The 26,649-nt window shown below is 42.6% G+C and carries 25 protein-coding genes and 2 other annotated features; of the genes, 3 read left to right on the forward strand and 22 right to left on the reverse strand.

Translation table 11 applies throughout. From position 1 onward, the window contains the following. Positions 1-502: 502 nt before the first annotated feature. The 11 genes from trxA to zapA form a co-directional block, all read right to left on the reverse strand. Positions 503-817 carry a thioredoxin gene (gene trxA, locus NAF01_RS19720; RefSeq protein WP_035330252.1) on the reverse strand — a complete coding sequence of 105 codons (315 nt, stop codon included), beginning with the start codon at positions 815-817 and terminating at the stop codon, positions 503-505. 171 nt (positions 818-988) lie between these two features. Then, positions 989-1,966, reverse strand: coding sequence for an electron transfer flavoprotein subunit alpha/FixB family protein (locus tag NAF01_RS19725; RefSeq protein ID WP_163143725.1), 978 nt, complete (start codon positions 1,964-1,966; stop codon positions 989-991). Between the two features lie 40 nt (positions 1,967-2,006). Next, positions 2,007-2,780, reverse strand: coding sequence for an electron transfer flavoprotein subunit beta/FixA family protein (locus NAF01_RS19730; protein ID WP_163143727.1), 774 nt, complete (start codon positions 2,778-2,780; stop codon positions 2,007-2,009). A gap of 265 nt (positions 2,781-3,045) precedes the next feature. Continuing rightward, positions 3,046-3,819 carry an enoyl-CoA hydratase gene (locus NAF01_RS19735; RefSeq protein WP_048011931.1) on the reverse strand — a complete coding sequence of 258 codons (774 nt, stop codon included), beginning with the start codon at positions 3,817-3,819 and terminating at the stop codon, positions 3,046-3,048. 39 nt (positions 3,820-3,858) lie between these two features. Beyond that, entirely contained in the window at positions 3,859-4,443 is a 585-nt protein-coding gene (locus tag NAF01_RS19740; RefSeq protein WP_048011930.1) for a fatty acid metabolism transcriptional regulator FadR, read from the reverse strand. A gap of 426 nt (positions 4,444-4,869) precedes the next feature. Then, the gene (locus tag NAF01_RS19745; protein ID WP_250801008.1) at positions 4,870-6,573 is read right to left on the reverse strand and encodes a long-chain-fatty-acid--CoA ligase; all 1,704 of its coding nucleotides are present in this window, start codon (positions 6,571-6,573) and stop codon (positions 4,870-4,872) included. A gap of 350 nt (positions 6,574-6,923) precedes the next feature. Next, positions 6,924-7,331 (reverse strand): DUF350 domain-containing protein, encoded by a 408-nt coding sequence (locus tag NAF01_RS19750; protein ID WP_048011928.1) that lies wholly within the window; start codon positions 7,329-7,331, stop codon positions 6,924-6,926. A 64-nt stretch (positions 7,332-7,395) separates the two neighbouring features. Beyond that, on the reverse strand, positions 7,396-9,753 hold the full coding sequence (locus NAF01_RS19755) for an endonuclease MutS2 (RefSeq protein WP_226618257.1): 2,358 nt from the start codon (positions 9,751-9,753) through the stop codon (positions 7,396-7,398). A gap of 30 nt (positions 9,754-9,783) precedes the next feature. Further along, positions 9,784-11,502 carry a DNA polymerase/3'-5' exonuclease PolX gene (gene polX / locus NAF01_RS19760; RefSeq protein ID WP_250801009.1) on the reverse strand — a complete coding sequence of 573 codons (1,719 nt, stop codon included), beginning with the start codon at positions 11,500-11,502 and terminating at the stop codon, positions 9,784-9,786. A 341-nt stretch (positions 11,503-11,843) separates the two neighbouring features. Further along, positions 11,844-12,386 carry a CvpA family protein gene (locus tag NAF01_RS19765; protein ID WP_048011925.1) on the reverse strand — a complete coding sequence of 181 codons (543 nt, stop codon included), beginning with the start codon at positions 12,384-12,386 and terminating at the stop codon, positions 11,844-11,846. Positions 12,387-12,388: 2 nt separating this feature from the next. Then, on the reverse strand, positions 12,389-12,655 hold the full coding sequence (gene zapA / locus NAF01_RS19770) for a cell division protein ZapA (protein WP_009333202.1): 267 nt from the start codon (positions 12,653-12,655) through the stop codon (positions 12,389-12,391). Positions 12,656-12,810: 155 nt separating this feature from the next. Between zapA and rnhC the strand changes: the two genes are divergently transcribed. After that, complete coding sequence (rnhC, locus tag NAF01_RS19775) at positions 12,811-13,749, forward strand: ribonuclease HIII (protein ID WP_250801010.1); 939 nt, start codon at positions 12,811-12,813, stop codon at positions 13,747-13,749. Positions 13,750-13,889: 140 nt separating this feature from the next. Here the strand turns inward: rnhC and pheT are convergent, their stop codons facing one another. The 3 genes from pheT to NAF01_RS19790 all read right to left on the reverse strand — a co-directional run bounded on the left by pheT (position 13,890) and on the right by NAF01_RS19790 (position 18,553). Further along, positions 13,890-16,304 carry a phenylalanine--tRNA ligase subunit beta gene (gene pheT / locus NAF01_RS19780; protein ID WP_226618255.1) on the reverse strand — a complete coding sequence of 805 codons (2,415 nt, stop codon included), beginning with the start codon at positions 16,302-16,304 and terminating at the stop codon, positions 13,890-13,892. A gap of 42 nt (positions 16,305-16,346) precedes the next feature. Then, positions 16,347-17,384 carry a phenylalanine--tRNA ligase subunit alpha gene (pheS, locus tag NAF01_RS19785; protein WP_048011922.1) on the reverse strand — a complete coding sequence of 346 codons (1,038 nt, stop codon included), beginning with the start codon at positions 17,382-17,384 and terminating at the stop codon, positions 16,347-16,349. 65 nt (positions 17,385-17,449) lie between these two features. After that, positions 17,450-17,727: a binding site (T-box leader), on the reverse strand. Positions 17,728-17,803: 76 nt separating this feature from the next. Further along, positions 17,804-18,553, reverse strand: coding sequence for a TrmH family RNA methyltransferase (locus NAF01_RS19790; RefSeq protein ID WP_048011920.1), 750 nt, complete (start codon positions 18,551-18,553; stop codon positions 17,804-17,806). A 141-nt stretch (positions 18,554-18,694) separates the two neighbouring features. Here NAF01_RS19790 and sspI point away from each other — a divergent pair, with 141 nt between their 5' ends. Then, positions 18,695-18,901 (forward strand): small acid-soluble spore protein SspI, encoded by a 207-nt coding sequence (sspI, locus tag NAF01_RS19795; protein ID WP_035330267.1) that lies wholly within the window; start codon positions 18,695-18,697, stop codon positions 18,899-18,901. A 301-nt stretch (positions 18,902-19,202) separates the two neighbouring features. Here the strand turns inward: sspI and NAF01_RS19800 are convergent, their stop codons facing one another. Together NAF01_RS19800 and NAF01_RS19805 are read right to left on the reverse strand one after the other, a co-directional pair. Next, on the reverse strand, positions 19,203-20,288 hold the full coding sequence (locus NAF01_RS19800) for a M42 family metallopeptidase (RefSeq protein ID WP_250802502.1): 1,086 nt from the start codon (positions 20,286-20,288) through the stop codon (positions 19,203-19,205). 107 nt (positions 20,289-20,395) lie between these two features. After that, on the reverse strand, positions 20,396-20,887 hold the full coding sequence (locus NAF01_RS19805; RefSeq protein ID WP_048008090.1) for a dUTP diphosphatase: 492 nt from the start codon (positions 20,885-20,887) through the stop codon (positions 20,396-20,398). A gap of 141 nt (positions 20,888-21,028) precedes the next feature. On the opposite strand from NAF01_RS19805, the gene NAF01_RS19810 reads away from it, so the two are divergent. Continuing rightward, positions 21,029-21,442, forward strand: a complete 414-nt coding sequence (locus tag NAF01_RS19810; RefSeq protein ID WP_048008089.1) for a hypothetical protein — start codon at positions 21,029-21,031, stop codon at positions 21,440-21,442. Positions 21,443-21,471: 29 nt separating this feature from the next. Here the strand turns inward: NAF01_RS19810 and NAF01_RS19815 are convergent, their stop codons facing one another. From NAF01_RS19815 to thrS, 6 genes are all read right to left on the reverse strand, one after another. Further along, entirely contained in the window at positions 21,472-22,041 is a 570-nt protein-coding gene (locus NAF01_RS19815; RefSeq protein WP_135148158.1) for a TVP38/TMEM64 family protein, read from the reverse strand. 63 nt (positions 22,042-22,104) lie between these two features. Continuing rightward, on the reverse strand, positions 22,105-22,377 hold the full coding sequence (locus NAF01_RS19820) for a DUF1294 domain-containing protein (RefSeq protein ID WP_048008087.1): 273 nt from the start codon (positions 22,375-22,377) through the stop codon (positions 22,105-22,107). A gap of 118 nt (positions 22,378-22,495) precedes the next feature. Continuing rightward, on the reverse strand, positions 22,496-22,855 hold the full coding sequence (gene rplT / locus NAF01_RS19825) for a 50S ribosomal protein L20 (protein WP_009333214.1): 360 nt from the start codon (positions 22,853-22,855) through the stop codon (positions 22,496-22,498). A 26-nt stretch (positions 22,856-22,881) separates the two neighbouring features. Beyond that, positions 22,882-23,082 carry a 50S ribosomal protein L35 gene (gene rpmI / locus NAF01_RS19830; protein WP_009333215.1) on the reverse strand — a complete coding sequence of 67 codons (201 nt, stop codon included), beginning with the start codon at positions 23,080-23,082 and terminating at the stop codon, positions 22,882-22,884. Positions 23,083-23,097: 15 nt separating this feature from the next. After that, positions 23,098-23,601: a translation initiation factor IF-3 gene (gene infC / locus NAF01_RS19835; RefSeq protein ID WP_048008086.1), complete on the reverse strand. Its 504-nt coding sequence runs from the start codon at positions 23,599-23,601 to the stop codon at positions 23,098-23,100. Positions 23,602-23,777: 176 nt separating this feature from the next. Further along, positions 23,778-23,901 (reverse strand) — a sequence feature (ribosomal protein L20 leader region). A gap of 498 nt (positions 23,902-24,399) precedes the next feature. Beyond that, on the reverse strand, positions 24,400-26,331 hold the full coding sequence (thrS, locus tag NAF01_RS19840) for a threonine--tRNA ligase (protein ID WP_226618253.1): 1,932 nt from the start codon (positions 26,329-26,331) through the stop codon (positions 24,400-24,402). Positions 26,332-26,649: the final 318 nt, after the last annotated feature.

Consider the following 26,649-nt stretch of genomic DNA (forward strand, 5'->3'; position numbering starts at 1 on the left):
ACTCCACCTCCCCGGTTATATTTTTCTAATTGAAAGGCTTCCTTAGGAAAGATTTTATATAACATATATTTAAAATTTTCATAATCACTTGGCATACAAGCTGCTCAGGAAGCTTAGTCCGCATAAAAGCACTGCATCCCCATCTTATTATATCAGCTGGTAATCCTGCAGCATAACTGCTAAACACACATGATAAAGTGAAACTTCAATCAGTGGGGGTTTTCCTTATCCCCCACTGATTGTTAGTCGCGTTCTAGTGTCGCTAAGATCTCCGCTAGCGCTTCGATCAATCGACACTACGAACCCGATTGGTTCAACTAAGCCCCTGCCTGCGCGTCGGCAAGTTTCACTGTATCTCACCAATCGGGCCTTTACGGGCAGTTTGATCCCCGCTTATCCTCCTTTGTTTCCTCTGAGTCTTGAAGCGGGGGTCTTACTGCCCGTTAGACTGCGATAAAAAAATCCCGATGTCCGCATGGGACACCGGGAAATTTCTTATAGATTAAGCATGCTTTGAAAGTAATTCAGCAAGAGCTTCTTTCGGCTGGAAGCCAACCGCTTTATCCACCACTTCACCGTCTTTTAGTACGATCAAAGTTGGGATGCTCATTACGCCAAACTTGCCGGCGGTTTCCTGGTTTTCGTCAACATCGATTTTTACAATTTTGACTTTATCGCCCATTTCAGAATCAAGTTCTTCCAATACAGGAGCGATCATTTTACAAGGGCCGCACCATGGAGCCCAGAAATCTGCCAATACTAATCCCGAACCAGTTTCAGCAGTGAAATTTTGGTCAGTTGCGTGTGTAATAGCCATTTGATATGCCTCCTAAAATTTAACTCAAATACTAACGACAGTATATCATCGTTTATACTATGTTGCGAATAATCTGCTCGATCGTAATTTACCCTATGTAAAGCAGATTATTCGCTTTCTTTATTATGGACTTTATGTATAATGGGCGGCCATCTGCCGCCCATTTGTACTTTATGCGTTTACTTTAAGCTTTTTGAACTCTTCTGTTAACAGTGGAACAACCTCAAACAGGTCTCCGACAATACCGTAATCAGCTACCTTAAAGATATTGGCTTCCGGATCTTTGTTAATCGCTACGATTACTTTGGAATTGGACATACCCGCTAAGTGCTGAATAGCTCCGGAGATACCGCATGCAATATACAGGTCTGGTGTTACCACTTTACCCGTTTGTCCAATTTGCAGTGAATAGTCGCAATAATCAGCATCACAAGCTCCTCGTGATGCACCTACAGCTCCGTTTAAAACAGAAGCAAGCTCTTTTAATGGCTCAAAGCCTTCCTCGCTCTTAACACCGCGGCCGCCGGCAATAATAACCTTAGCTTCGGATAAGTCAACGCCTTCACTCGCTTTGCGGACAACTTCCTTAATGATTGTGCGAAGATCCTTGATTTCTGCTGCAACAGAAGCAACATCTCCTGATCTTGATTCATCCTTTTCCAAAGGAGCTATGTTATTTGGACGGATTGTGGCAAAAAGAAGGCCATCTGTCACAATCTTCTTTTCAAAAGCTTTTCCTGAATAAATCGGGCGTGTGAAGACCAGATTGCCGCCTGCTTCTTCAAGGCTTGTTACGTCAGAGATTAAACCAGACTCAAGCTTGGCAGCAATTTTAGGAGCAAGATCTTTCCCCATTGCTGTATGCCCAAAAATAAGGCCATCCGGACTTTCAGAATCAATCACAGCCATTAGAGCCTGTGAAAAACCATCAGGCGTATACTGCTTCAGCTTCTCATCTTCAACAGTTACAACACGGTCAGCACCATAGTGAATCATTTCATTAGCTAAAGCGCTTACAGAATCACCAATTAAAACTCCTACAACTTCTCCGCCTTCTGATGCAGTCTTACCGGCTGCAACAGCTTCGAAGGATACATTACGCAATGAACCGTCACGGACTTCACCTAACACTAATACTTTTCTAGCCATATGTTTTACCCCCTGTGTTATTATTAATCAGTTATGATGATCAGACAACTTTAGCTTCAGTATGAAGAAGCTTCACCAGTTCCTTAACTTGATCTTCCAATTCGCCTTCAAGAACTTTTCCTGCTTCTTTTTTAGGCGGCATATAGATTTCAATTGTCTTTGTCTTAGCTTCAACATCGTCCTCATCAAGATCAAGATCGTCAAGCTCAAGCTCATCAAGAGGCTTCTTTTTCGCCTTCATAATTCCTGGCAAGGATGGATAGCGAGGCTCATTCAGACCCTGCTGGGCAGTGACCAATAATGGAAGAGATGTCTCAATTACTTCTGAATCCCCCTCAACATCACGCACTACTGTGGCAGAGCTGCCATTAATATCAAGCTTAGTGATCGTTGTTACATATGAAATTCCCAAAATCTCTGCTACACGCGGTCCAACCTGTCCGGAACCCCCATCAATTGCTACATTTCCAGCAATGATTAAGTCAGCCTCTTTGTCCTTCAGGAATTCAGATAAGATTTTTGCCGTCGTGAACTGATCCCCATTCTCAACGTCATCTTCTGTATTTATTAAAACAGCTTTATCGGCACCCATCGCAAGAGCGGTACGGAGCTGCTTTTCAGCTTCTTCTGTTCCCACAGAAACAACTGTTACTTCTCCGCCATTCGCATCACGAACCTGGATTGCTTCTTCAATTGCATATTCATCATAGGGATTAATGATAAATTCAGCGCCATCTTCATTGATTTTGCCGCCGGAGATTGTAATTTTTTCTTCAGTATCAAATGTTCTCTTCATTAATACGTAGATGTTCATGATTTCCCTCCTAGTAATTAAGCATTGTCATATAACAAAGCCATTAATTAAAACATTTCTTCACTTCGAAAGATTGAAAATATTTAATGCGTACAGAAAGGTTCATCTGCTTGGAACTGCCCGCTTATTTTAAAATTGAGCGGGCGCTCGTTCACAGACCATAATTTAACCAATGAATCTTCTGAAGATTAAATCAAACGCTTACATGTCTATTATAATAGATTATTAGAATGAATGTAATCTTTCAGCTCAATTCTTTTAACTGCTATTTTCCGGTGAAGTTTGGCTCCCGCTTATTAATAAATGCAGATATGCCTTCCTTCCCATCTTCAGATACAAATACTTCTCCAAACAATTCCGCTTCTTTCTTTACACCTTCGTAGAATTGTCCTGTTTTTCCGAAGTTTAATAGCTCAATAGCCGCCTTAATGGAGCCTGGGCTCTTCTTCGCTATTTTCTTTGCCATTTTATAGGCATTTTCCAAAAGCTGCTCCTCAGGAAAGGCATGGTTAGCCAAACCATATTGAACTGCTTCAAGCCCGGTGATCGGGTCGCTTGTGAACAGCATTTCAGCTGCACGAGCAGTACCTACATAGCGGGGAAGCCGCTGAGTTCCGGCAAAACCGGGAATCAATCCAAGCTGAAGCTCCGGAAGACCGAGCTTTGCGTTTTCAGCTACAAGACGGAAGTGACAGCCCATCGCAAGCTCCAGGCCTCCGCCAAGTGCTGCACCATGAATGGCTGCAATAATTGGCTTAGGGAACTTTTCCATTCGCTCAAAGAGATTCTGTCCATAGGTCGCTAAGCTTGAAAAATCCTCTCCGCTTTCAATAGTTGTAAATTCTTTTATATCAGCTCCTGCTGAAAAGAACCTGCCTTCTCCGTGAATTAGAATAACTCTAACTTCACTATTATCTTCAACTTCATCCAGTACAGCTGAAAGCTCTTTTAATACACCTGATGAAAGAGCATTCGCAGGCGGACGTTCAATTGTAATCGTCGCTACGAAGTCGTTATGGGACCATTTAAGGTATTCCATCGTATCCCTCCTACTATATTATTGAGCACTTTAACATTTTCAAGGTTTTCCGCACCCGCTGATTAAAAGCTTATGAACAGGTCCTGCCAATGCTGTAAGATCATATTTCTGCTCATTCATTACCCATGTGGTCACTGTTTCGTCCATAGTGCCAAAAATCATCTGACGCGCCAGCCTGATATCCAGGTCAGCTGAGAATTCGCCGCTCTCCCTGCCGTCATCAAGAATCCTTTCCACTAAAGTGAGATAACCTTTGAGCACCTCATTAATTTTATGGCGCAGGTCCTTATTTGACTGCCTCAACTCGAGCTGGGTTACAATTGCCAGGTGCTTGTCTTCCGAGAGCATTTTAAAGTGCGATTCTACCATCATTAATAGTTTCTCTGCAGCTTTCTCTTTTCCTGCAATTTTTTCCTCAATTTTCTCAACAAAGTAGCCCATTTTATCCTGAAAGAGGGATATTAATATATCTTCTTTGTTTTTAAAATATAAATAGATCGTGCCATCAGCGACACCAGCCTGTTTGGCAATTTTTGATACCTGAGCCTGGTGATAGCCGTTTTCAGCGATCACAACTACAGCAGCATCAATAATTTGCCGGTATTTAGGCTTTGTTTTTTTCATGTGGCTCCCTCCTTTCAGAATAAAGTGAAACTTCAATCAGTGGGGGTTTTCCTTAACCCCCACTGATTGTTAGTTGAACCAATCGGGCCTTTACGGGCAGTTTGACCCCACTTATACTCCTTTGATTCCTCTGAGTCTTGAAGTGGGGGTCTTACTGCCCGTTAGACTGCGATAAACGGGGCATTGATTTCTAACGGGCAGCAGTGCGGGTAAATTCCTTTCCTGCTGCCGGGATCAGCCAATCCACTTGGTTTATTATTTTTAAATTAAAATGAATGAATCATCATTCATATTTTTATAATAGTAGGACAATTCATTCGTGTCAAGAATTTCCCTTTAAATATATTTTATTATTACATTTCCTTTATATCTGGACAAGCTTATTGATTCAAAAATAAAGAGCCGATTGAAAATCGGTCTCTGAAGCTAAGCCCGCTTTTCCTCTTCTTCTTTAAATTTCTTCTTTTCTTCATCCACTAACGCCCTTCTCAGTATTTTTCCAACTGCTGTCTTAGGAAGCTCTCTGCGGAATTCATATAGCCGTGGAACCTTATAAGCTGCCAGATGCTTTCTTGCAAACTGATCCAGTTCGGCTTCCGTTGCCACTTTTCCCTCCTTCAGCACAATATAAGCTTTTACTGTTTCTCCTCGATAAGGATCCGGTATTCCGGCAGCAACCACTTCCTGTACTGCTGGATGCTCATATAGCACTTCTTCTATTTCACGCGGGTAAATATTGAATCCTCCTGCAATAATCATATCCTTTTTCCTGTCCACTACATAGAAATATCCCTTCTCATCCATATAGCCCAGGTCACCTGTGAGCAGCCAGCCATCTCTTAAGGTCTGGTCCGTTTCTTCGGGGCGTTTCCAATAGCCTTTCATTACCTGAGGCCCTTTAACCGCAATTTCGCCAACTTCTCCTGCCGGAAGTGCTTCTCCTGTCTCCAGTGAGAAAATTGCTGCATCTGTATCAGGCCATGGGACACCTATACTGCCTTTGACGCGGGGGCGGTCCCATAAGAAGTTTGCATGTGTAACAGGTGATGATTCAGTCAGACCGTAGCCCTCTACAAGCTTGCCTCCTGTAATTTCTTCAAATTTCTGCTGGACTTCAACTGGCAGGGCAGCAGATCCGCTAATGCAGGAGTCTATAGAAGATAGATCATATTTTTTTATATCCGGATGGTTCAATAACCCAATGTAAATAGTAGGCGCTCCAGGAAATAAGGTCGGCCTTTGTTTATGAATGGTTTTCAGGGTAGTTTCGGGATCAAACTTCGGGAGAAGGACCATTTTATGCGCATCCATTACAGATAAAATCATGACTGTTGTCATTCCATACACGTGAAAGAATGGAAGTATGCCAAGCACCGTCTCCTCGCCGCGCCTGCACTTATAAAGCCAGGCCTTGCACATCGCTGTATTGGATACCAGGTTGCTGTGAGATAGCATGACACCCTTAGGGAAACCGGTCGTGCCGCCTGTGTACTGCAATAATGCCAAGTCTTCTTCAAAATCAAAGTCATGGATTCTAAGAGGCTCAGCCGGTCTTTTTAATATTTCTGACAGCAAATGATTATGACCTTCATGCTTTACATTAACAACGATTCCATATTGTTTTTTCTGGATAAAAGGATATATTAAATTTTTAGGGAATGGAAGTGCATCTTTGATTGCCGTTACAATTATATGCTTCAATTCTGTATGCGGCATCACTTTGGTCACTCTGGGAAATAAGATATCCATTGTAATGATCGCTTTTGCTTCTGAGTCTTTCATTTGGTATTCCAGTTCCCGTTCCATGTACAGCGGATTTGTCTGGACAACAATCCCGCCAGCCATCAGAATTCCGTAATAGCTGATAACGGACTGAGGAGTATTCGGAAGCATGATCGCTACACGGTCTCCCTTTTGAATTCCAAGACTCTGCAAATATGCAGCTAGCTTCAGGGAAGATTCGTATATATATTTATATGTGAATTCCTTCCCCATAAAGTGGATTGCTATTTTTTCCGGAAATTCTTCTGCAGCATTTTTCAAATAATCCTGTACCGGCTGTTTTGGATATGACAAAGTTGAGGGGATTTCTTCCGGATATTGCTTAAGCCATGGTTTTGCTTCTGCCATTTTGTCCCTCCTTCATTCTTGCTAAAACTTCAGAAAAGCGATATCCTCCTACTGAACTTTTTGAACATTCTAACTGTTCGTTCTTATTATAATATAATGCTGGATCTATGACAATTAGAATAAGACCTTCCACTTAGGAAGAAATTTTTGCATAGGCTGTCCACTCTATCTGTAATATTCTTCTAATGAATAAAATAAAAAAAATCGCCATATGAATTGGCGATTTCTTCATTTCCCTATTTCACAAAAACATTATGCAATGAAAAATATATAAATGGCCCCAATAAGAAGAAATAATCCGCTAAGAACCAGCAGAACCTTTGCTAACTTTTCCAATGTTAATTCTCTCCTTATACTAAACCTGCACCAATGACATAAGACAAACCGATTGACAGCACCATAGAAATAAAGCCGACAGCTTTGTTATTATTCTCAATTTCTTCGTCTATTCTAAACTTTGGTGTTAAAAATTCAAATATGAAATAGCCTATTAACAAAAGAAAGAAGCCAAAAACTCCCCAGGTAATCATTGTCAGCAAGGTATCATTATGCATAATGGAGTGCCTGAAGATATTGGCGATCCCAAAAATTTTCCCGCCGGTCGCCATCGCTACAGCAAGATTCCCGTTTTTTATTTCGTCCCAATTGCGATACTTGGTGACTAATTCAAAAACGGCTAAAAAAACAATCATACACAAAATGACAACACTGTAATAAGCAGCTGTCTGGATAAACTCATTTTCCCAAAATTCTTTCATTTATATTCTCCCCGCCGGTATTAAATCCCCTTCCCCTTTGAATAATCATAAGGGGAAGGGAAGCTTATTTGAATTCAACGATTGTAACCCCTGTACCGCCTTCTCCAGCTTCACCAAACCGGATTTTCTTTACAGATCTGTGATTTCTCAAATATTCCTGAACACCCTGCCTCAATGCACCGGTCCCTTTACCATGAATGATTGAGACACGGGGATATCCAGCCAGCAGGGCATCATCTAAATATTTCTCGACTCTTAAGAGCGCGTTTTCATAGCGCTCGCCCCGTAAATCAAGCTCAAGGCTGACGTGAAAATCTCTTCCTTTCACCGTTGCCACTGGTTTTGTTTCCACAGGTTTTGGGCTTTTAATGTACTCCAGATCCTTTTCGGCCACTTTCATTTTCAGGATACCAATCTGAACCTGCCATTCGTTCTCAGACACCTTTTCAAGCAAATGTCCTTTTTGCCCAAAACTCAGAACTTTAACTTCATCTCCTGCTTCAAAAACGTGCTTAGTATTCTTGGGCTTTAATTTATTTTTGGCTGTGCTCATCTGGGGTGCAGCATCTGAGAGGCGTTTCTTTGCTTCAATTAGCTCGTGTTCCTTCACTTCAGCATGTTTCTCCATCCGCATCTTTCTTAAGTCACGGATAATCTCTTCTGCTTCAGCCTTGGCTTTCTCAACGATATCTCCAGCTTTCTCTGCAGCCTTCTCATGCATAGCATCTTTTTGCTCATAAAATTCAGCCATTTGCTTTTGCAGATCTTTATGGAGTTTTTCAGCGCTTTTTAAAAAGTCATTGGCTTCTTCCATATCAGCCTCTGCCTGTCTGCGGCTTTCCTCCAGTGAAGCAATCATATTCTCAACCTGATTTGTATCTGTTCCGATATAGGATCGTGCTGTCTCAATCACTTGATCATTGAGCCCAAGCCGTTTGGATATTTCAAAAGCATTGCTTCGGCCCGGAACCCCAATCAGCAGCTTATAGGTTGGGCTTAGCGTTTCAATATCAAATTCTACACTGGCATTGATAACTCCTTCTCTGTTGTAGCCATAGGCTTTCAGTTCAGGGTAATGAGTTGTGGCAATAACTCTTGCACCCCGCTTATATACTTCATCGAGAATGGAAATCGCGAGAGCTGCACCTTCCTGCGGGTCTGTGCCTGCACCGAGCTCATCGAATAAAACCAGACTATTGAAATCAACCTGGTTAAGAATATCCACGATATTAACCATATGAGAAGAAAAGGTACTTAAGCTTTGTTCAATTGACTGTTCATCTCCGATATCAGCATAAACATTGCCGAAGACAGCCGTTTCAGAACCATCAAGCGCCGGAATTTGCAGACCGGCCTGTGCCATCAATGTGCAAAGCCCTACTGTTTTTAAGGTAACTGTCTTACCGCCGGTATTAGGTCCCGTTATGACTATGGTTGAATAATCATCTCCCAGCTTTATATCATTTGCCACCACTTCATCAATTGGAATAAGCGGATGCCGGGCTTTGAATAATGAAATTTTCCCTTGATTATTAATTTTTGGCTTGGAGGCTTTTATGCGTTTACTGTATCTGGCTTTCGCAAACGTAAAATCGACTTCTCCGAGCACATCTACAATGGTTTCCAGTTCACTGCTATTCTCAGCTGTCTGTCCTGATAGCGCTATAAGTATCCGTTCAATCTCCTGCTGTTCTTTTACCCTGATGCCCTGTAATTCATTGTTCAGCTGAACAATGGACGCGGGCTCAATGAATAATGTCTGGCCGGATGAACTTTGGTCATGGATTATGCCTCCATAATGGCCCCGGTATTCCTGCTTAACCGGTATGACAAACCGGTCATTTCGGATGGTTATAATCGCATCGGAAAGCATTTTTTGTGCGCTGGAAGACCGAATCATGCTCTCCAGCCGCTCCCTTACACGGGATTCTTTTGTACGAAGCTGATTTCGAAGGGAACGGAGAGTCTCGCTCGCACTGTCAAGAACTTCCCCATTGTCATCGACCGCATTGCGGATAGATGTTTCCAAATCGGCCAGAACAATAATTTTATCTGTATAGCCCAACAGGATCGGCAGACTGCTTTCTTCCTCGGCAAATTCCTCGATAAATCGTTTCATCTGCCTGCTTGCATGAATCGTGCTGGATATCTGGTTAAGTTCCTGGGGACTAAGCATTCCGCCAATAACCGCCCGCTTCACATGAGGACGGATATCAAAAATGCCGCCAAGAGGTACATTCCCTTTAATTCTAAGCACTGTTACAGCTTCATCTGTTTCTTCCTGCCTGCGGATTACTTCTTCATAGTCAGTTGAAGGAAGAATATTTAAGGCCTTTTTTCTTCCCAAGGATGAAGAAACATGTTCCAGCAGCTGTTCCTTCACTTTATTGAACTCAAGTATCTTCAATACTCTTTCTTGCATGAGGACTTTCCCCTTTCATGCTCAATTTTCTTACTGGCGTTCTCTCAGAAATTTGAGCAAATCTTCTGTTTCTAAGGCATTTAGAACGGATTCTTTCTTGATCCATCCTTTCTTTGCCGCAGAAACACCGATTTCCATATGATTTAAAGTGTCTATTTTATGTGCATCTGTATTAATCACTATTTTCACACCGGCTTCCTGAGCTTGTCTGATATGTTCGGCAGCAAGATCAAGCCGGTTCGGATTTGCATTCAGCTCAAGGGCTGTATTTGTTTCCCTGGCGAGCTCGATGAGCATTTCCATGTCTACTTCATAGCCTTCCCTGCGGCCGATCAATCTTCCCGTAGGGTGGGCAATAATGTCAACATGGGCATTCTGCAGCGCCGTTATCAAGCGGGCCATGATTTTTTTCTTCGGCTGTGAAAAAGAAGAATGGATGGAAGCAATGACAATGTCCAGCTCCTCCAGAAGTTCATCGTCATAATCGAGCGATCCGTCAGGCAGAATATCCATTTCTACCCCTGATAATATGGTGAAATCATCGAATTGCTCATTAAGCTGCTTTATTTCTTCTTTCTGACTGAGAAGCCTTTCGGCTGTCAAACCGTTCGCCACTCTCAGGTACTGGGAATGGTCTGTTATAGCCATGTATTTATAGCCGCGGGCACGGCACGCTTCGATCATTTCCTCTATGGAATAAGCGCCATCACTCCAGGTTGAGTGCATATGAAGATCACCCTTAATATCTTCAAGAGAAATGAGCTCCATGTCTTGCGTATATTCATCTACTTCTTTCCCATCTTCCCTAATTTCAGGAGGGAAGAACGGAAGCCCAAAATGCGCGTAAAATTCCTCTTCATTATTAAACGTAAGAATTTCACCTGTTTCTGTATTTTCGACTCCATATTCACTGATTTTTTCCCCACGCTCTTTTGCGAGCTGGCGCATTCTGACATTATGGTCCTTTGATCCAGTAAAATGATGAAGTGTTGTGGCAAATTCATGCGGCTCAACTAATCGGAAATCGGCCGATATATCATAGGAGTGCTGAAAGACAACGGAAACCTTTGTATCTCCTGCAGCAATTACTTCTTTGACGCCGGCTAGACTTAATAGCTGTTCTTTGACAGAAGCAGGATTGTCAGTAGCTATGATAAAGTCGAGGTCTTTGATTGTTTCCCTCATTCTCCTTAGGCTTCCTGCCCTTGAATACTTTTCTATATCCTTCATTTCAGCCAGGGCTGCTTCTATGCCTTCTGCTATCGGCAGCATGAATGCAAGCGGGAGCCGTTCCGGTCTGGTTCCTGCATTTTCAAGGGCAGCGAGTATCTTATCTTCAGATTTTTCCCCGAAGCCTGCCAGTCCCCGGACCTTCTTATTGCGGCACGCTTCCTCAAGGTCTGCAGCATTTTCGACACCCAGCTCTTTATATAGCTTGGCTATTTTCTTGCCGCCAAGTCCCGGGAGCTGAAGCAGAGGAATTAATCCGGCAGGGACTTCTTCTTTCAGTTCATCCAGAACAGAAGACTTACCTTCTTTGATGTACTCCTCTATAACAGCAGCGGTTCCTTTTCCGATGCCGGATAGCTTTGTAAAATCATTGATTTCAGTCAAGCTTTCATCATTTGATTCAAGTGCGAGTGCCGCTTTTCGGAAGGCGGCAGTTTTGAACGGATTTTCTCCTTTTAACTCCATATAAACAGCGATTGTTTCTAAAAGTCTGACAACATCTTTTTTATTTATACTCATGAAAACCACCTGCCCGTAACTGTATTCGTATCCGTATTATCTCTTATTTTGCAGTGCAACTTCAAATCATGGCTATCTCTAAAGCCTCTTACTTAAATAAGTTATTTTCCCTTTTAACATTGCCGGTTGTTTTCCGTTGCGGATACTTGCTTTCCGCGGGGAGGAACGGGAGCCTCCCGCAGGACATTGAATAACCTTCCCTGAGCAACACCGCACGCATTTTCGAGGATCAAGCATCCTCCGCTCCAACCAACTCAGTTGAATTAGCTGGTTTGTAGATTTTAATCCACAAAACTTATAAACAGTCTTTCAAAAAGAAAACTTCTCTAGAAATAGAGAAGTTACGCAGCCATATATTCAACCCACATTTCTTTGAGCTGGTTAGAGAGAACAGGCGTATTCTTAACCATTAATTCTGCCATAAATGAATTATTGATCGGCCCCTGCAGGACTTCGATTGGAACGAGTGCTGCTATGTATAATAGAATAAACATGATAAGATAGACTTCGATAAATCCGAGAATTCCGCCAGCCCAAACATTCAGCTGTTTCAGGACCGGGAGATGAGCAACAAAATCGAGCATGCTTCCAATAATCTGCAGTAATATTTTTACCGCAAAAAAAATCACGACAAATGCAATGGCGCGATAGTAAGCATCTTCAAGATCCCCATTCTCAAATAACGTCTTAATCGCCGAGTCACTGCTAAAGCTTGGATATGGCACCCATAAGGTCAGCTTAGGCGCAAGCTCACCGTAATACATACGGGCAACAATGAAAGCAATAATGAATCCGGTCAAATGAATTAATTGGAGGATAAACCCTCTTTTCAAGCCTATTAAAAAACCAAAAACCAAAATAATAATAATTGCAAGATCCAGCATGACTACTTTCCGTCCTTTACTCTATTTAATTCGTTTTCCAGCCGTTCCAGACGGTCTGTTAGCTTTATATAATCATTAACTGCATTGACTGCGGTCAGCACGGCCAGCTTACTAATGTCGAGTGAAGGATTCTTCGAACTGATCTCACGCATTTTATCGTCAACCAGCGAAGCGACAAGGCGAACATGGCTGGAGCTTTCTGAGCCAACTATTACATATTGCTGTCCATAAATATCTACACTTGTTCGGTTTCTTTGTATCTCTGACAACGTCCATGCCCCCTTCTTTAAAGAATCCTAATCAATATCATAACACGAACGCATATTGGTGGGAAGTCAAAGCATGTCAGATGAGCTCAGTTAATGCAAGGTTTTTCCAAATAAAGGAATAAATTCAACAGTACACTAAGATGAGGAGAATTAATATGAGCCAGGTAGTACTTTTAAAAAAAACAAGTGAAATCTCAAAAATGAAGGCCCATTATTCAGGCAGCCTAAATGACAAGCAGCCTCCAGGAAGCGTATTTGCTGCAAAAGTGCCAGGATGTTCGATCACTGCCTATAAATCAGGAAAGGTTCTCTTCCAAGGGAGCGGATGTGAAGCAGAGGCTAAAAAGTGGGGAGATACCGCCCGCAGTGCACAGCCCAGCAAAAAAGCCAGCCCTGCCGCAGCCAGCCTGCCTGAAAATATCAGTTCCCTTTCTGTTATTGGTTCAGATGAAGTGGGTACCGGGGATTATTTTGGCCCCATTACGGTGGTTGCAGCTTACGTAAAGAAAGATCAAATTCCTTTGCTGAAGGAGCTTGGAGTTAAGGATTCAAAAAATCTGGGAGATGAAAAAATCATTGAAATCGCAAAGCAGATCAAAGATATCGTTCCCCACAGCCTGTTAACACTGCATAATGAAAAATATAATAAACTTCAGCAATCAGGGATGTCGCAGGGGAAAATCAAAGCATTGCTGCACAATCAGGCAATCGGGCATGTATTAGGGAAAATCTCTCCTGAAAAGCCTGAAGCCATTCTGATTGACCAATTTGCCAAGGAAGAGATTTACTTCAACTATTTGAAAAACCAGCAGACCATACAGAGGGAGCGTGTCTTTTTCAGTACAAAAGCTGAAGGAATTCATCTGGCTGTTGCAGCAGCATCCATCCTGGCACGGTATGCGTTTGTGCGCCACTTTGAAAACCTGAGCACAAAGGCCGGTTTTCGGCTCACTAAAGGTGCAGGTCCGAAGGTTGATGAGGCGGCTGCCCGGCTTATCAAGGAAAAAGGACGAGAGGTATTGCCTTCTTTTGTAAAACTGCACTTTGCGAATACTGAAAAGGCAATGAAGCTGTATAACAGGAAATATAACTGATAATGAAGCATCCAATCTAAGGAGATTGGATGCTTTTTTACAGTTTAAGAGACCTTCATCCCATTGAGTACTTTTCGGCTAATAATCAGAGTTTATCGGCCAAACAAAGAAAAGGCAGCCCCTAGGCTGCCTTCCTCAATTTATCCTCTCAATACTGCTCCGGCTTTTTCCTTCACAGCTTCTAATACTTTGTCATGCGCTTTTGTTACATCATCATCCGTCAGAGTACGTTCAGGGTCGAAGTACTTAAGGGAGAAAGCAAGCGATTTTTTGCCTGGCTCCATCCGTTCGCCTTCGTACAAGTCAAAAACATGGACGTCTTTTAATAATTTGCCGCCAGCTTCTTTAATGATCCCTTTAAGCTCGCCTGCTGCTGTTCCCTGATCTGCCACAAGTGCAATATCCCTTGTGATTGAAGGGAAACGCGGAATAGCTTCATACTGCAAAGGTGAAACTTCTTCTTCCAAAATCGCTTTTAATGAAAGCTCAAATGCATAGGTTTCTTTCAAATCAAGTTCTTTTTCGACAGTTGGATGGATTTGGCCGACAAATCCCACTGATTCCCCGGAAAGCAATATTTCTGCTGTTCTGCCAGGATGCATTCCATCCTTTTGCGCTTGACGGAATTCAATTTTATCAGAAAGTCCCAGCTTTTCAAATAACCCTTCAAGGATACCTTTTACAACGTAAAAATCAACCGGCTTCTTTTCTCCCTGCCATGGATGGCTGTGCCATAGGCCAGTAACCGCACCGGCAAGATGCTCACGCTCTTCAGGCAATTCCTCTTCTCCATTGGAGAGGAACACTGCTCCTGTTTCATAAACAGCCAGGCTGTCGTTCTGGCGTGCCGAATTATATTTTAATACCTCCAGAAGCTGAGGAACAATACTTAACCGAAGCAGGCTGCGGTCCTCACTCATAGGCATTGCCAGCTGCACAGGCTTGCGTTCTTCCAGTGCATATTGAGCCGCTTTTGCTTCATTTGTTAATGAATAAGTTACTGCCTGATATAGCCCCGCACCTTCAAGAAAGCGGCGGACCAATCTGCGTTTATTCTGGTATTGGGTAAGATGCCCTGGTGTAGACGATCCAATCGGCAAAGTCGATGCCAGATTATCGTAGCCAAATAAACGGCCAACTTCTTCAATCAGGTCTTCTTCAATCGTGATGTCGCCTCTGCGAGTGGGAACTGTAACCGTAATTGTATCGTTATCAGTATTCGTCGCAAATTGAAGACGGGCAAAAATATCCTCTACTTCTTTCATGGATAATTCCGTGCCAAGGCCACGATTGATTTTTTCAAGTGTTACAGACACCACGGCAGGTTTCACTTGCAGTGCATCAGCTTCTACAGAACCTTCAAGTACTTCTCCGCCCGCATATTGTGCAAGCAGTTGAACAGCTCTTTCTGCAGCAGCTCTAACCCTGTTTGGATCCACACCTTTTTCAAAGCGGGCACTTGCTTCACTTCTTAAGCCATGGTCTTTTGATGCTTTTCTTACTGTTGCACCTTTAAAATAAGCTGATTCGATAATCACATTTTTAGTGTCAGGCTGCACTTCAGAATTTGCCCCGCCCATGACACCCGCAAGTGCAATTGGCTCTGTCCCATTTGTTATTAAAAGATGATCTGATGTTAACTCACGCTCTGCATCATCAAGAGTAACAATCACTTCGCCATCATTTGCTCTTCGGACAAGGATTTGCTTCGATCCCAGCCGGTCATAATCGAAAGCATGCAGCGGCTGCCCGTATTCAAGCAAAATGTAGTTTGTGACATCCACCACATTATTGTGAGGACGAATGCCTGCTGCCATTAAACGCGCCTGCATCCATACAGGAGACGGGCCAACCTTTACATTTTTTACTACTTTCGCAACGTAAAGAGGATTATCTTCCTTTGCGTCCACCTGAACATCAATGTAATCAGATGCCCTCTCGGAAGAAGTCTCAGCTTGAGGTGCAGGAAGCTTTACGTCCCTTCCTAAAATAGCTGCCACTTCATATGCAACACCCAGCATGCTTAAGCAGTCAGAACGGTTAGGTGTCAATCCAAGCTCCAGAATCTGGTCGTCACGATTAAGCTGCTCAAGAGCATCCTGGCCAACCTCTGTATCATTAGGGAAAACATAAATGCCTTCAGAGTATTCCTTTGCAATCAGCTTGCTTTCAATGCCGAGCTCTTGAAGCGAACAGATCATTCCATTCGATTCTTCGCCGCGCAGCTTGGCACGCTTTATTTTAAAATTGCCTGGAAGAACAGCTCCTACTGTAGCCACGGCCACTTTCTGTCCCTTATCCACATTTGGGGCACCGCAGATGATTTGTACAGGCTCACCAGCACCTGTATCAACTAAACATTTATTCAGTTTATCGGCATTTGGGTGTTGTTCCCTTTCAAGGACATGCCCTACAACCACACCTTTGATGCCTTCATTCAAAACCTCTACGCCTTCAACTTCAATACCGCTTTTAGTAATCTTTTCTGCAAGCTCTGCAGGTGTAACGCCTGATAAATCAACATATTCCTGCAGCCATTTATATGAAACGAACATTTGTGATCCTCCTTAGTTATTGTCCAGCTCCGGGCTTTCTAATTATTCATGAATTGAAAATTGCTTCAAGAAACGCACATCATTTGTGTAGAAATGACGAATATCGTCTACACCATACTTCAGCATGGCAATTCGCTCAGGACCCATTCCGAATGCAAAGCCTGTGTATTTCTTAGAGTCGAAGCCTGCCATCTCCAGGACATTTGGATGAACCATTCCGGCACCAAGAATTTCAATCCAGCCAGTGCCTTTACATACGCTGCAGCCTTTTCCGCCGCAGATCTTACAGGAAATATCCATTTCCACTGATGGCTCTGTAAACGGGAAGAAACTTGGACGAAGACGGATTTCCCTGTCATCACCGAACATTTTCTTTGCAAAGACTTCCAATGTTCCTTTTAAATCAGTCATTCGGATGTTTTCATCTACAACAAGGCCCTCTATTTGCATGAACTGGTGGGAGTGAGTAGCGTCGTCATTATCACGGCGATATACTTTACCAGGGCAAATGATTTTAACTGGTCCCTTGCCTTCATGCTTCTCCATTGTTCTTGCCTGTACCGGCGAAGTATGGGTTCGAAGAAGAATGTCTTCTGTAATATAGAAGGAATCCTGCATATCCCGGGCAGGATGGCCTTTAGGAAGATTCAATGCTTCAAAATTATAATAATCTTTTTCAACTTCAGGGCCTTCAGCTACTGTATAACCCATTCCAATGAACAAATCTTCAATTTCTTCAATTATTCGTGTCAGCGGATGGTGGTTTCCTGATTTAACAGGTCTTCCCGGAAGAGTGACATCAATTTTTTCTGCAGCCAGTTTTTCCTGAACAGCCGCTTCCTCCAGGTGCTTTTGCTTTTTCTCAATTCCGGCAGCAATGCTGTCCCGGACTTCATTCGCAAGGGCCCCCATTTTTGGACGCTCTTCCGCAGACAATTTCCCCATTCCTTTAAGCACTTCAGTAATCGGGCCTTTTTTGCCTAAATAGGATACACGGATATCATTTAGCTCTTTTAAATCAGCGGCTGTGCTGATCTTTTCTAACGCTTCAGTTTGCAGTTCCTTTAAACGCTCTTGCATCTAAAAATCCTCCTTGAAATTAATACTTTTACTTTTTTGGCCAAAATAAAAAACCTCTATCCCCATAAAGGGACGAGGTTTCGCGGTACCACCCTTTTTAACACATATATGTACTTCATGCACGTGTTCACTTCATTGGGATAACGGCTTATGCCGGTACATCTTTACATCGAAAAGGGAAGCGGCTCGCTCAGCAGAGCGCCAACATTACTTTTCAATGGTCCCGATGCCAACTCAGGAGGTGAAACTTCTCTTGCATTTCCTGTAAAAATGCTTTCAGTCTTAGGCATTTTCTCCCTGAAAAGGCTGACTGCAAGGTACTGGTCTCCGTCATCGTTTTATTTTTATAATTTTGCTGTTAATTATATTACATTCTTAAGGCTGTTTCAAACGGTTTTCATAAAATTGCCGCCCATTTTCTATTTTCTTAGATGATAAAGAAGAATTCCGGCAGCCACCGCCACATTGAGTGATTCGCTTTTCCCGAATATCGGTATATAAAGGTTTGCTGCTGTATTAGCGAGGAGTTCTTTATTTACCCCGTTCCCTTCATTTCCAACGAGAAGTGCGAAGGAATCAGAGGACTCATATCGTGTGTATTCCCGGGCATTTTCCAAAGCGGTTCCATAGACAGGTACATTACTTTCTTTCAATCTGACGACCCAGTCAGAAAGATTTCCTCTTAAAATCGGCAAATGAAAGTGGCTGCCCTGTGCAGAGCGGAGCACCTTTGGGTTATATGCGTCAACGCTGCCTTCACCTACAATAACAGCATCAATTCCAGCAGCATCTGCCGTCCTGATCATCGTGCCCAGATTGCCGGGATCCTGTACGGCATCAATTAATAAAAACTGTTTTCCTTTCACTTCCTCAGTGGATGGCTCCTGGCTGCAGACAGCAAAAATTCCCTGTGGTGTTTCCGTATCCGCCAGCAGTCCGATGATGTCATCAGTAACCATTGTTACAGGGATGTCGCCATAATCCCAGCCGGGAGGCATATTTTTATTTTCACTAATGATTATTTCTGCTATTTGATTGGCTTTAAGTGCTTCTTCCACCAAATGAAAACCTTCAACTAAAAAGGTACCTGTTTTGTCACGCTCTTTTCTGGCCAGAAGTTTTTTCCATTCTTTAACTTTTGGATTTTTTGCAGATTGTATATGCTTCAACACGGTCTCTCCTTTTAAAGAAAATCCCGTACAACCGGAATTTTTCTGTACAGTTTTTTCATTATAGCTTATTTGAAATACATAATAAAAGCAAAATTAGAGAAGATAATAACGAATTAAATCTGGAAGGAGTGCATTAAGGTGAATTTAAACCTGCGCAATGCCATTTTACACAATGTATCAGGCAACTCTCAAGATGAACTGAAAGATACAATCGTGGATGCCATTCAAAATGGGGAAGAAAAAATGCTGCCTGGCTTAGGTGTATTATTTGAGGTAATCTGGAAAAACTCCTCTGAAGAAGACAAGCTGGAAATGCTTCAAACCTTGGAGAGCAGTCTTAAATAAAGTGAAACTTCAATCAGTGGGGGTTTTCCTTATCCCCCACTGATTGTTAGTCGCGTTCTAGTGTCGCTAAGATCTCCGCTAGCGCTTCGATCAATCGACACTACGAACCCGATTTGTTCAACTAAGCCTCTGCCTGCGCGTAGGCAAGTTTCACTGTATCTCACCAATCGGGCCTTTACGGGCAGTTTGACCCCCACTTATCCTCCTTTGATTCCTCTGAGTTTTGAAGTGGGGGTCTTACTGCCCGTTAGACTGCGATAAAACGAAAAAAAACTCCGGAAAGAGCCGGAGTTTTTTCATTTTATTCAAATGTAATCTTATCAACAGTTTCCCTGTCAAGCTTCTTAATCACTTCAGCAATCAGCTTTACTGCATTTTCATAGTCATCGCGGTGAAGCATTGCTGCATGGGAATGGATGTACCGTGTTGCAATGGTGATTGAAAGGGATGGAACTCCATTATGTGTAACATGAATGGCTCCTGAATCTGTTCCTCCACCAGCAATGGCATCAAATTGATAAGGGATATTCAGTTCATCTGCAGTGTCTGTTACAAGGTCACGCAGGCCTTTGTGAGAGACCATTGATGCATCATAAAGGATAATTTGCGGACCTTTGCCCATTTTGCTCATGGCTTCTTTTTCAGAAATTCCCGGTGTGTCGCCTGCGATTCCAACGTCTACACCAAATGCGATATCCGGCTCGATTTTTTGCGCAGAAGTACGGGCTCCGCGAAGACCAACTTCTTCCTGTACCGTTCCTACACCATAAACTTCATTTGGATGTTCAGCATCTTTCAATTGCTTGAGCACGTCTATGGCAATTGCGCAGCCAATGCGGTTATCCCAGGCTTTCGCCAGAAGCATTTTTTCATTATTCATAACCGTAAACTCAAAATATGGAACCACCATGTCACCAGGTTTTACGCCCCATTCTTTCGCTTCTTCACGGCTTGAAGCACCAATATCAATGAACATGTCTTTAATTTCAACAGGTTTCTTGCGAGCATCCGGAGATAAAATATGCGGCGGTTTTGAACCAATTACCCCGGTAACATCTCCTTTCGATGTTACAATCGTCACCCGCTGTGCCAGCATAACTTGTGACCACCAGCCGCCAACTGTCTGGAAGCGGATGAAACCTTTATCATCAATGTTTGTTACCATAAATCCAACTTCATCCAAGTGGCCGGCTACCATAATCTTCGGGCCGCCTTCTTTGCCAGTTTTTTTAGCAATGAGACTCCCCAGTCCATCTGTTGTCACTTCATCAGCATAGGCTATTATGTATTTTTTCATAACCTCGCGCGGTTCGCGCTCATTTCCCGGTATTCCTTTCGCATCTGTTAATTCTTTAAGCATCGTTAATGTTTCATCTAATTTAGCCATCATTTCGACTCCCTTAATATTTATTTAATCATATTATACCGAACATCGGATTCAATATAAAGAATTATCAGACGGATAATCCCTCAGGCTGCAGGCGGAAAAATTACTTAATATCCTTCAGCCTGCCTCTTATAATTTACTTCATTCTTGTCTATATATGCTTTTTCTATTTGCGAAGAGTTAAATCCAAGCATTTCCCCCAGATGTAAGTAAACTGCAATAAGCTCTTTATAATCTGTTAAAGAACGGCTGGTCCGAAACTTTCCGATAGCTTCATAAACAGACAAGAACTGGCCATTCACTGAAACCGTCTTTTCCACAGGAACAGTAAGGTCCTTATCCCCGTCAAATCCGCATTCAATTCCAAGCGATAAAATGAAATGTATACCGTCAACAAACTCCTCCAATACTGTATCCTGAGGGGAGGAAGGCTTAAGGCTCCAAAACTTAAAGCATCTTGTCTCATTAGCAAGCTCTCCCAATTCAACAAGCAGCGCCAGTATCTTCCGGTCAAATAAATCTGCTTCCTCTAAACCATGGTTTGATTCTATATGGCTGTCCAGCCCTTTTTGCATTTGGAATAATTGCTGATAATTCATTTTCCACCGTCCTATTTGAAATTAATGATTAACTTACATTATAATGCCCATCAAAAAAATTATAACAAATCGCAAAAAAGTTGAAACTTTTTTTAATCTCATCCGTATAGTAAGGAAAATAAAGATGGAGGGCTGGTTACTATGTGGCTCCTGCGTATGCTATTGTTTGCTCTGATTCTTTTTCTTATATACACAGCGGTAAAATATCTGCTCAATTCCAAGAGAAAGCTAGAGCTTGCCCACGAACAGAAACGATATTATTTTTGGGATGACCAGGAAAATGTCAGGAAGAACTTCCTGATTACGTATAAAGGGGTTTTGTTTGAAGGTGAAAAGTATTTGGGTACCACTGATAATGCTTTTGATGTGGTCTCCATTTTCCTCTGGCCGCACAATACATCGGCCCTTAAAGGGATGGTAAGGGAGGATTTTCTTTTTATTGAAAGAAAGATAACCGAGGCCTATCCTACTGCAAAAATTGACTGGAAAAGCCCTGTGAAGGAGTTCATGCACAAAACAGCTTCTCCAGGCGAGGAAATTAAAGATCATCTTTAAAAAACGTTCGGCAGCCCCGAACGTTTTTTTTATGCTGTTTTGAAGAATTCCTTCCATTTAATAACTGTAACCTTTTCCCTCAGTACAAATACTAAAACAGAAAGTGACAGCAAAATCAGGACAATCATTGAAGGAGTAAATCTGCTGATGAATTCTCCGAAAACGGTATAAAAAACAGCCAGCGGCAAATTAGTGATCCATGAATTTTTAAGAAACTGATTAAATCCCTTGTTTCTTTCCATCAGGCAAAAGCTCAGCAAATGATAATGAATAAAAGGGATAAGCCTTAAAACTGCAACCTGGCCGACAGTTAAATTCCGATACTCTCCAAACCACCGCTTCTTTAATAAAGAAAGCTTTTCATGCGTCCCCGGCATTTTTGTGATTAGAAAATAAAATAGAATGCTGCTGATCATTAACCCTGCAAGAGAGAAAACAGAGCCAAAAAAACTGCCAAAAAGAACTCCCCCTGTTATGCAGACAAGCGGGACCGGAATAAATAGAAACTGCCGGATGATATGAAAAAAGATAAAAGCAATGGGAGCAAGAATTCCAGCAGTCTCTGCCATAGCAAACAATAAAGTCAATTGATCATTCATGCCTTCACCTCTCCCCGATGACTTTCCTGCTGTTCCCTAAAGCTTATGGATGGCACTGACTGTTTATGACAATTGAATAACCAGGTACAATAGCAGCCCTGCTTCAAGCAATGCCAAAAAAGGCAGTCCCCATTTAAACTGAACATGCTTCGTTTTATGCCTGAAGGTCTTCATACCCAAAGTCATTCCCGCTGCCCCGCTCAAAAAGGCTGTGATCCAGAGGTTCTTCTCACTTATACGGAACTCATTCCGTTTTGCTTTTTCTTTATCAAGCTTCATCAGGTAAAAGCCAATCACATTCATGATCAGATAGATAAGAGCAATTGTTTTAATCATGAGCTTTCTCCTTTATATGTATTAAGTCTGTATTGAGCTTAAATGAAAAAGAAGCTTTCTGTCCATAAAAAGTAAATTAAAAAGCCATCCCCCTAGGGAATGGCTATTGTATAAATTATTACTTGCTAAGCTGCTGCTTTGCAACTGATGCTAATTCAGCAAATGCTTTTTCGTCAGCAATTGCTAATTCAGCAAGCATTTTGCGGTTAACTTCGATGCCAGCAAGCTTTAAACCGTGCATTAAACGGCTGTAAGAAAGACCGTTCATGCGAGCTGCTGCGTTAATGCGAGTAACCCAAAGTTTGCGGAAGTCGCGCTTTTTCTGGCGACGGTCGCGGTAAGCATACATTAGGGATTTCATAACCTGCTGGTTAGCAACTTTGTATAATGTATGTTTTGAACCGAAATAACCTTTAGCTAATTTGATGACTTTTTTACGACGTTTGCGAGTAACTGTACCGCCTTTTACACGTGGCATATTATTTCCCTCCTAATTTCGAGATATTACTTAAGATTTACTAATAAGTTACGGATGCGCTTGTAATCGCCTGAAGAAACAAGAGTTCCTTTGCGAAGCTTACGCTTTTGCTTTTGAGATTTGTTCGCGAACATATGACTTCTGTAAGCGTGAGAACGCTTCAGTTTACCAGAACCTGTTCTTTTGAAACGCTTAGCAGCGCCGCGGTGAGTTTTCATTTTTGGCATTGGGAATTCCTCCTCTTACTTGTCGTTTTTCGGTGCTAAGACCATAAACATGCTTCGGCCATCCATTTTTGGATGTGATTCCACTATTGCAACTTCATTGCATGCTTGTGCGAATCGAATTAGTACACGCTGGCCAATTTCCTTATGCGTAATGGCACGACCTTTGAATCGGATCGATGCTTTTACTTTATCGCCTTTTTCAAGGAATTTAATAGCATTGCGAAGTTTAGTATTAAAGTCATGCTCTTCAATAGTCGGGCTAAGACGAACTTCTTTAATACTGATAATCTTCTGGTTTTTGCGAGCTTCTTTATCTTTCTTCTGCTGCTCGAATTTGAACTTTCCGTAGTCCATGATACGGGCTACCGGAGGCTTCGCACTCGGTGCAACCAGAACAAGATCAAGATTGGCACGAGAAGCGATTTCAAGTGCGTCGAATTTTGATTTAATACCTAACTGCTCGCCGTTTTGGTCAATAAGACGGACTTCGCGGGCGCGAATGCCCTCGTTTAACAACATATCTTTGCTAATAGCTAGACACCTCCAAGGTTTAATGCGAACACAACGTTTGGGTCAAGAAAAGCGCAAGCGCCTGCTTAGCAGACAACTTTAAAGCTGTAAGCTGCACCGGACCAAAGCTGAATCGCAAGTTATGAAACATTTCTCTTCCGTGACGGAATCAGAGCTGTTTTTAACCAAATAAAAAAGTGCGGATGAAAACACCCACACTTACGTATATAAACAGAAAATGTTCACGTAAAACCTGCCAACTGCGCTTTGCGTCAATCAGGTGAGAAGCGGGTGCTTCTTCTTTTCCTCAAACTGTATTCAATTTACCTTAGCTACTATATCACAAAGAATGATTCCCTGTCAAACGAATAACTTTTATCACAACGAAGAAAAGCATAACAAAATTAATCGCTTTTGGCAATACGATTTTAATATTTTTTCAAAATGAATTTAATGCCAGCTCTTTCGTTTATCTCATCCGGCTCTTAAATGTTCTATGGAAAAACTTATTAAAAAGGGCTGCAGCACATGCAGCCCTTTTTGATCGCAGTCTAACGGGCAGTAAGACCCCCACGTCAATACTCAGAGGAATCAAAGGAGGATAAGCGGGGGTCAAACTGCCCGTAAAGGCCCGATTGGTGAGATACAGTGAAACTTGCCGATGCACAGGCAGAGGCTTAGTTGAACCAATCGGGTTCGTAGTGTCGATTGATCGAAGCGTTAGCGGAGATCTTAGCGACACTTGAACGCGACTAACAATCAGTGGGGATAAGGAAAACCCCCACTGATTGAAGTTTCACTTTATTATTATCGTTTAACTTCAGCTTTTAGTGCTGAAATGAAGTCCCCAAATGAAACAGTTTCTGACTTTTGCTCTCCATATTTGCGGACATTGACAGCTTTTTCAGCTGCTTCATTGTCTCCAACAACAAGCATGTATGGAGTTTTTTGCATTTGCGCTTCACGGATCTTATATCCGATTTTTTCATTGCGGTCATCCAGCTCAACGCGGAAGCCCTCAGCCTGAAGCTGCTCCTGGACGTTTTTCGCATAATCAAAGTGAATATCAGGAGATACCGGAATGACCTGGACTTGAACTGGGGCAAGCCAAGTTGGGAACGCACCCTTGTACTCCTCAATCAGGAATGCCACAAAACGCTCCATAGTGGAAACTACTCCGCGGTGGATAACGACCGGGCGATGAGGCTTTCCATCTTCCCCTACATATGTCAGGTCAAATCGTTCTGGAAGCAGGAAGTCCAGCTGGACAGTGGATAGTGTCTCATCCTTGCCAAGCGCAGTTTTAACTTGTACATCCAATTTAGGACCGTAGAAAGCAGCTTCGCCTTCTGCCTCAAAATAATTGAGGCCGATTTCATCCATCGCTTCTTTAAGCATTGCTTGTGCTTTTTCCCACATTTCATCGTCATCAAAGTACTTCTCAGTATCCTGCGGATCTCTGTAGGAAAGACGGAATGAGTAGTCACTGATATCGAAGTCTTTATATACTTCGAGGATCAAATGTACTACGCGCTTAAACTCTTCCTTGATCTGGTCAGGTCTTACAAAGATATGTGCATCATTCAAAGTCATGCCTCGTACACGCTGAAGGCCGGATAGGGCTCCTGACATTTCATAGCGGTGCATTGTTCCAAGCTCTGCAATACGGATTGGCAGTTCGCGGTAGCTGTGGATGCCATTCTTGTAGATCATCATATGATGCGGGCAGTTCATTGGACGCAGAACAAGCTGTTCGTTATCCATCTCCATTACAGGGAACATGTCTTCCTGGTAATGATCCCAGTGGCCGGATGTTTTATAAAGATCCACGCTTCCCATGATTGGAGTATAGACATGGTCATAGCCCAGTCTTTCTTCCTTATCCACGATATAGCGCTCGATATTGCGGCGGATTGTTGCCCCTTTTGGAAGCCACATTGGCAGGCCCTGGCCTACTTTTTGCGAATTCATGAACAGGTTAAGCTCTTTGCCGATTTTACGGTGGTCACGCTCTTTTGCTTCCTCAAGGAGACGCAAATGCTCTGCCAGGTCTTCTTTCTTGAAGAAAGCTGTTCCATAGATCCGCTGAAGCATCTTATTGTCACTGTCGCCTCTCCAATACGCTCCGGCAATGCTTAATAGTTTGAACTCTTTCAATTTGCCTGTAGAAGGAACATGAACACCGCGGCAGAGGTCAAAAAATTCGCCCTGCTCATAGATTGTCACTGTTTCCTCTTCAGGGATAGCCTCGATCAGTTCAAGCTTATATTCGTCATCTATTTCCTTGAACATCTCTACCGCTTCATTGCGGCTGACCTCTTTGCGGATAATATCAAGGTTTTCATTAATAATCTTTTTCATTTCTTTTTCAATCACTGGAAGATCTTCTGGTGAAAGTGATTCTTCCAGGTCGATGTCATAATAAAATCCGCCTTCAATGACTGGGCCTACTCCAAGCTTTACATTTTTATATAAACGCTTGATCGCCTGAGCCATCAAATGGGCAGTGCTGTGGCGAAGAACCTCCAGCGCATCGCTTGAGTCGGGTGTTACAATTTCAATAGCTCCATCCTTTTCGATTGGACGGCGAAGATCATACATTTCTCCATCCAGCTTGCCGGCAATTGCCTTTTTCTTAAGGCCCGGGCTGATCGAAGCTGCAATATCTTCTGTTGTCGTTCCCTTTGGAAACTCCTTTACAGCTCCATCTGGAAACGAAACTTTAACAACTTCTGACATGATATTTCCTCCCTTTTTTATAAAGCGCAAGCGCCTCGATCAGCCCCGACAAGCACAAGGCGAGCCTCCTAAAAAGGCGTTCTTTCCTTTTTTGGAGGATTGACTTGTGACCTCGAGGGGCTAGGCGCTGGAGCTGGATTCAGATTTTGCTCCTAAAACGCGTTTTACACTTGAAAAATAAAAAAACCCGTCCCTAAAAAAGGGACGAGTTAATATTAACACGCGGTTCCACCCTACTTCTCGCTTTCATAGAAGACAAACGACTCTGTAGTAAGATAACGGTCTTTTCCCGCCAGCCCATTTCCTGGCTGGAGTTCA

It is taken from the genome of Cytobacillus firmus, assembly GCF_023657595.1.
In the GTDB taxonomy this organism is placed as follows: Bacteria; Bacillota; Bacilli; order Bacillales; family Cytobacillaceae; genus Cytobacillus; species Cytobacillus firmus_B.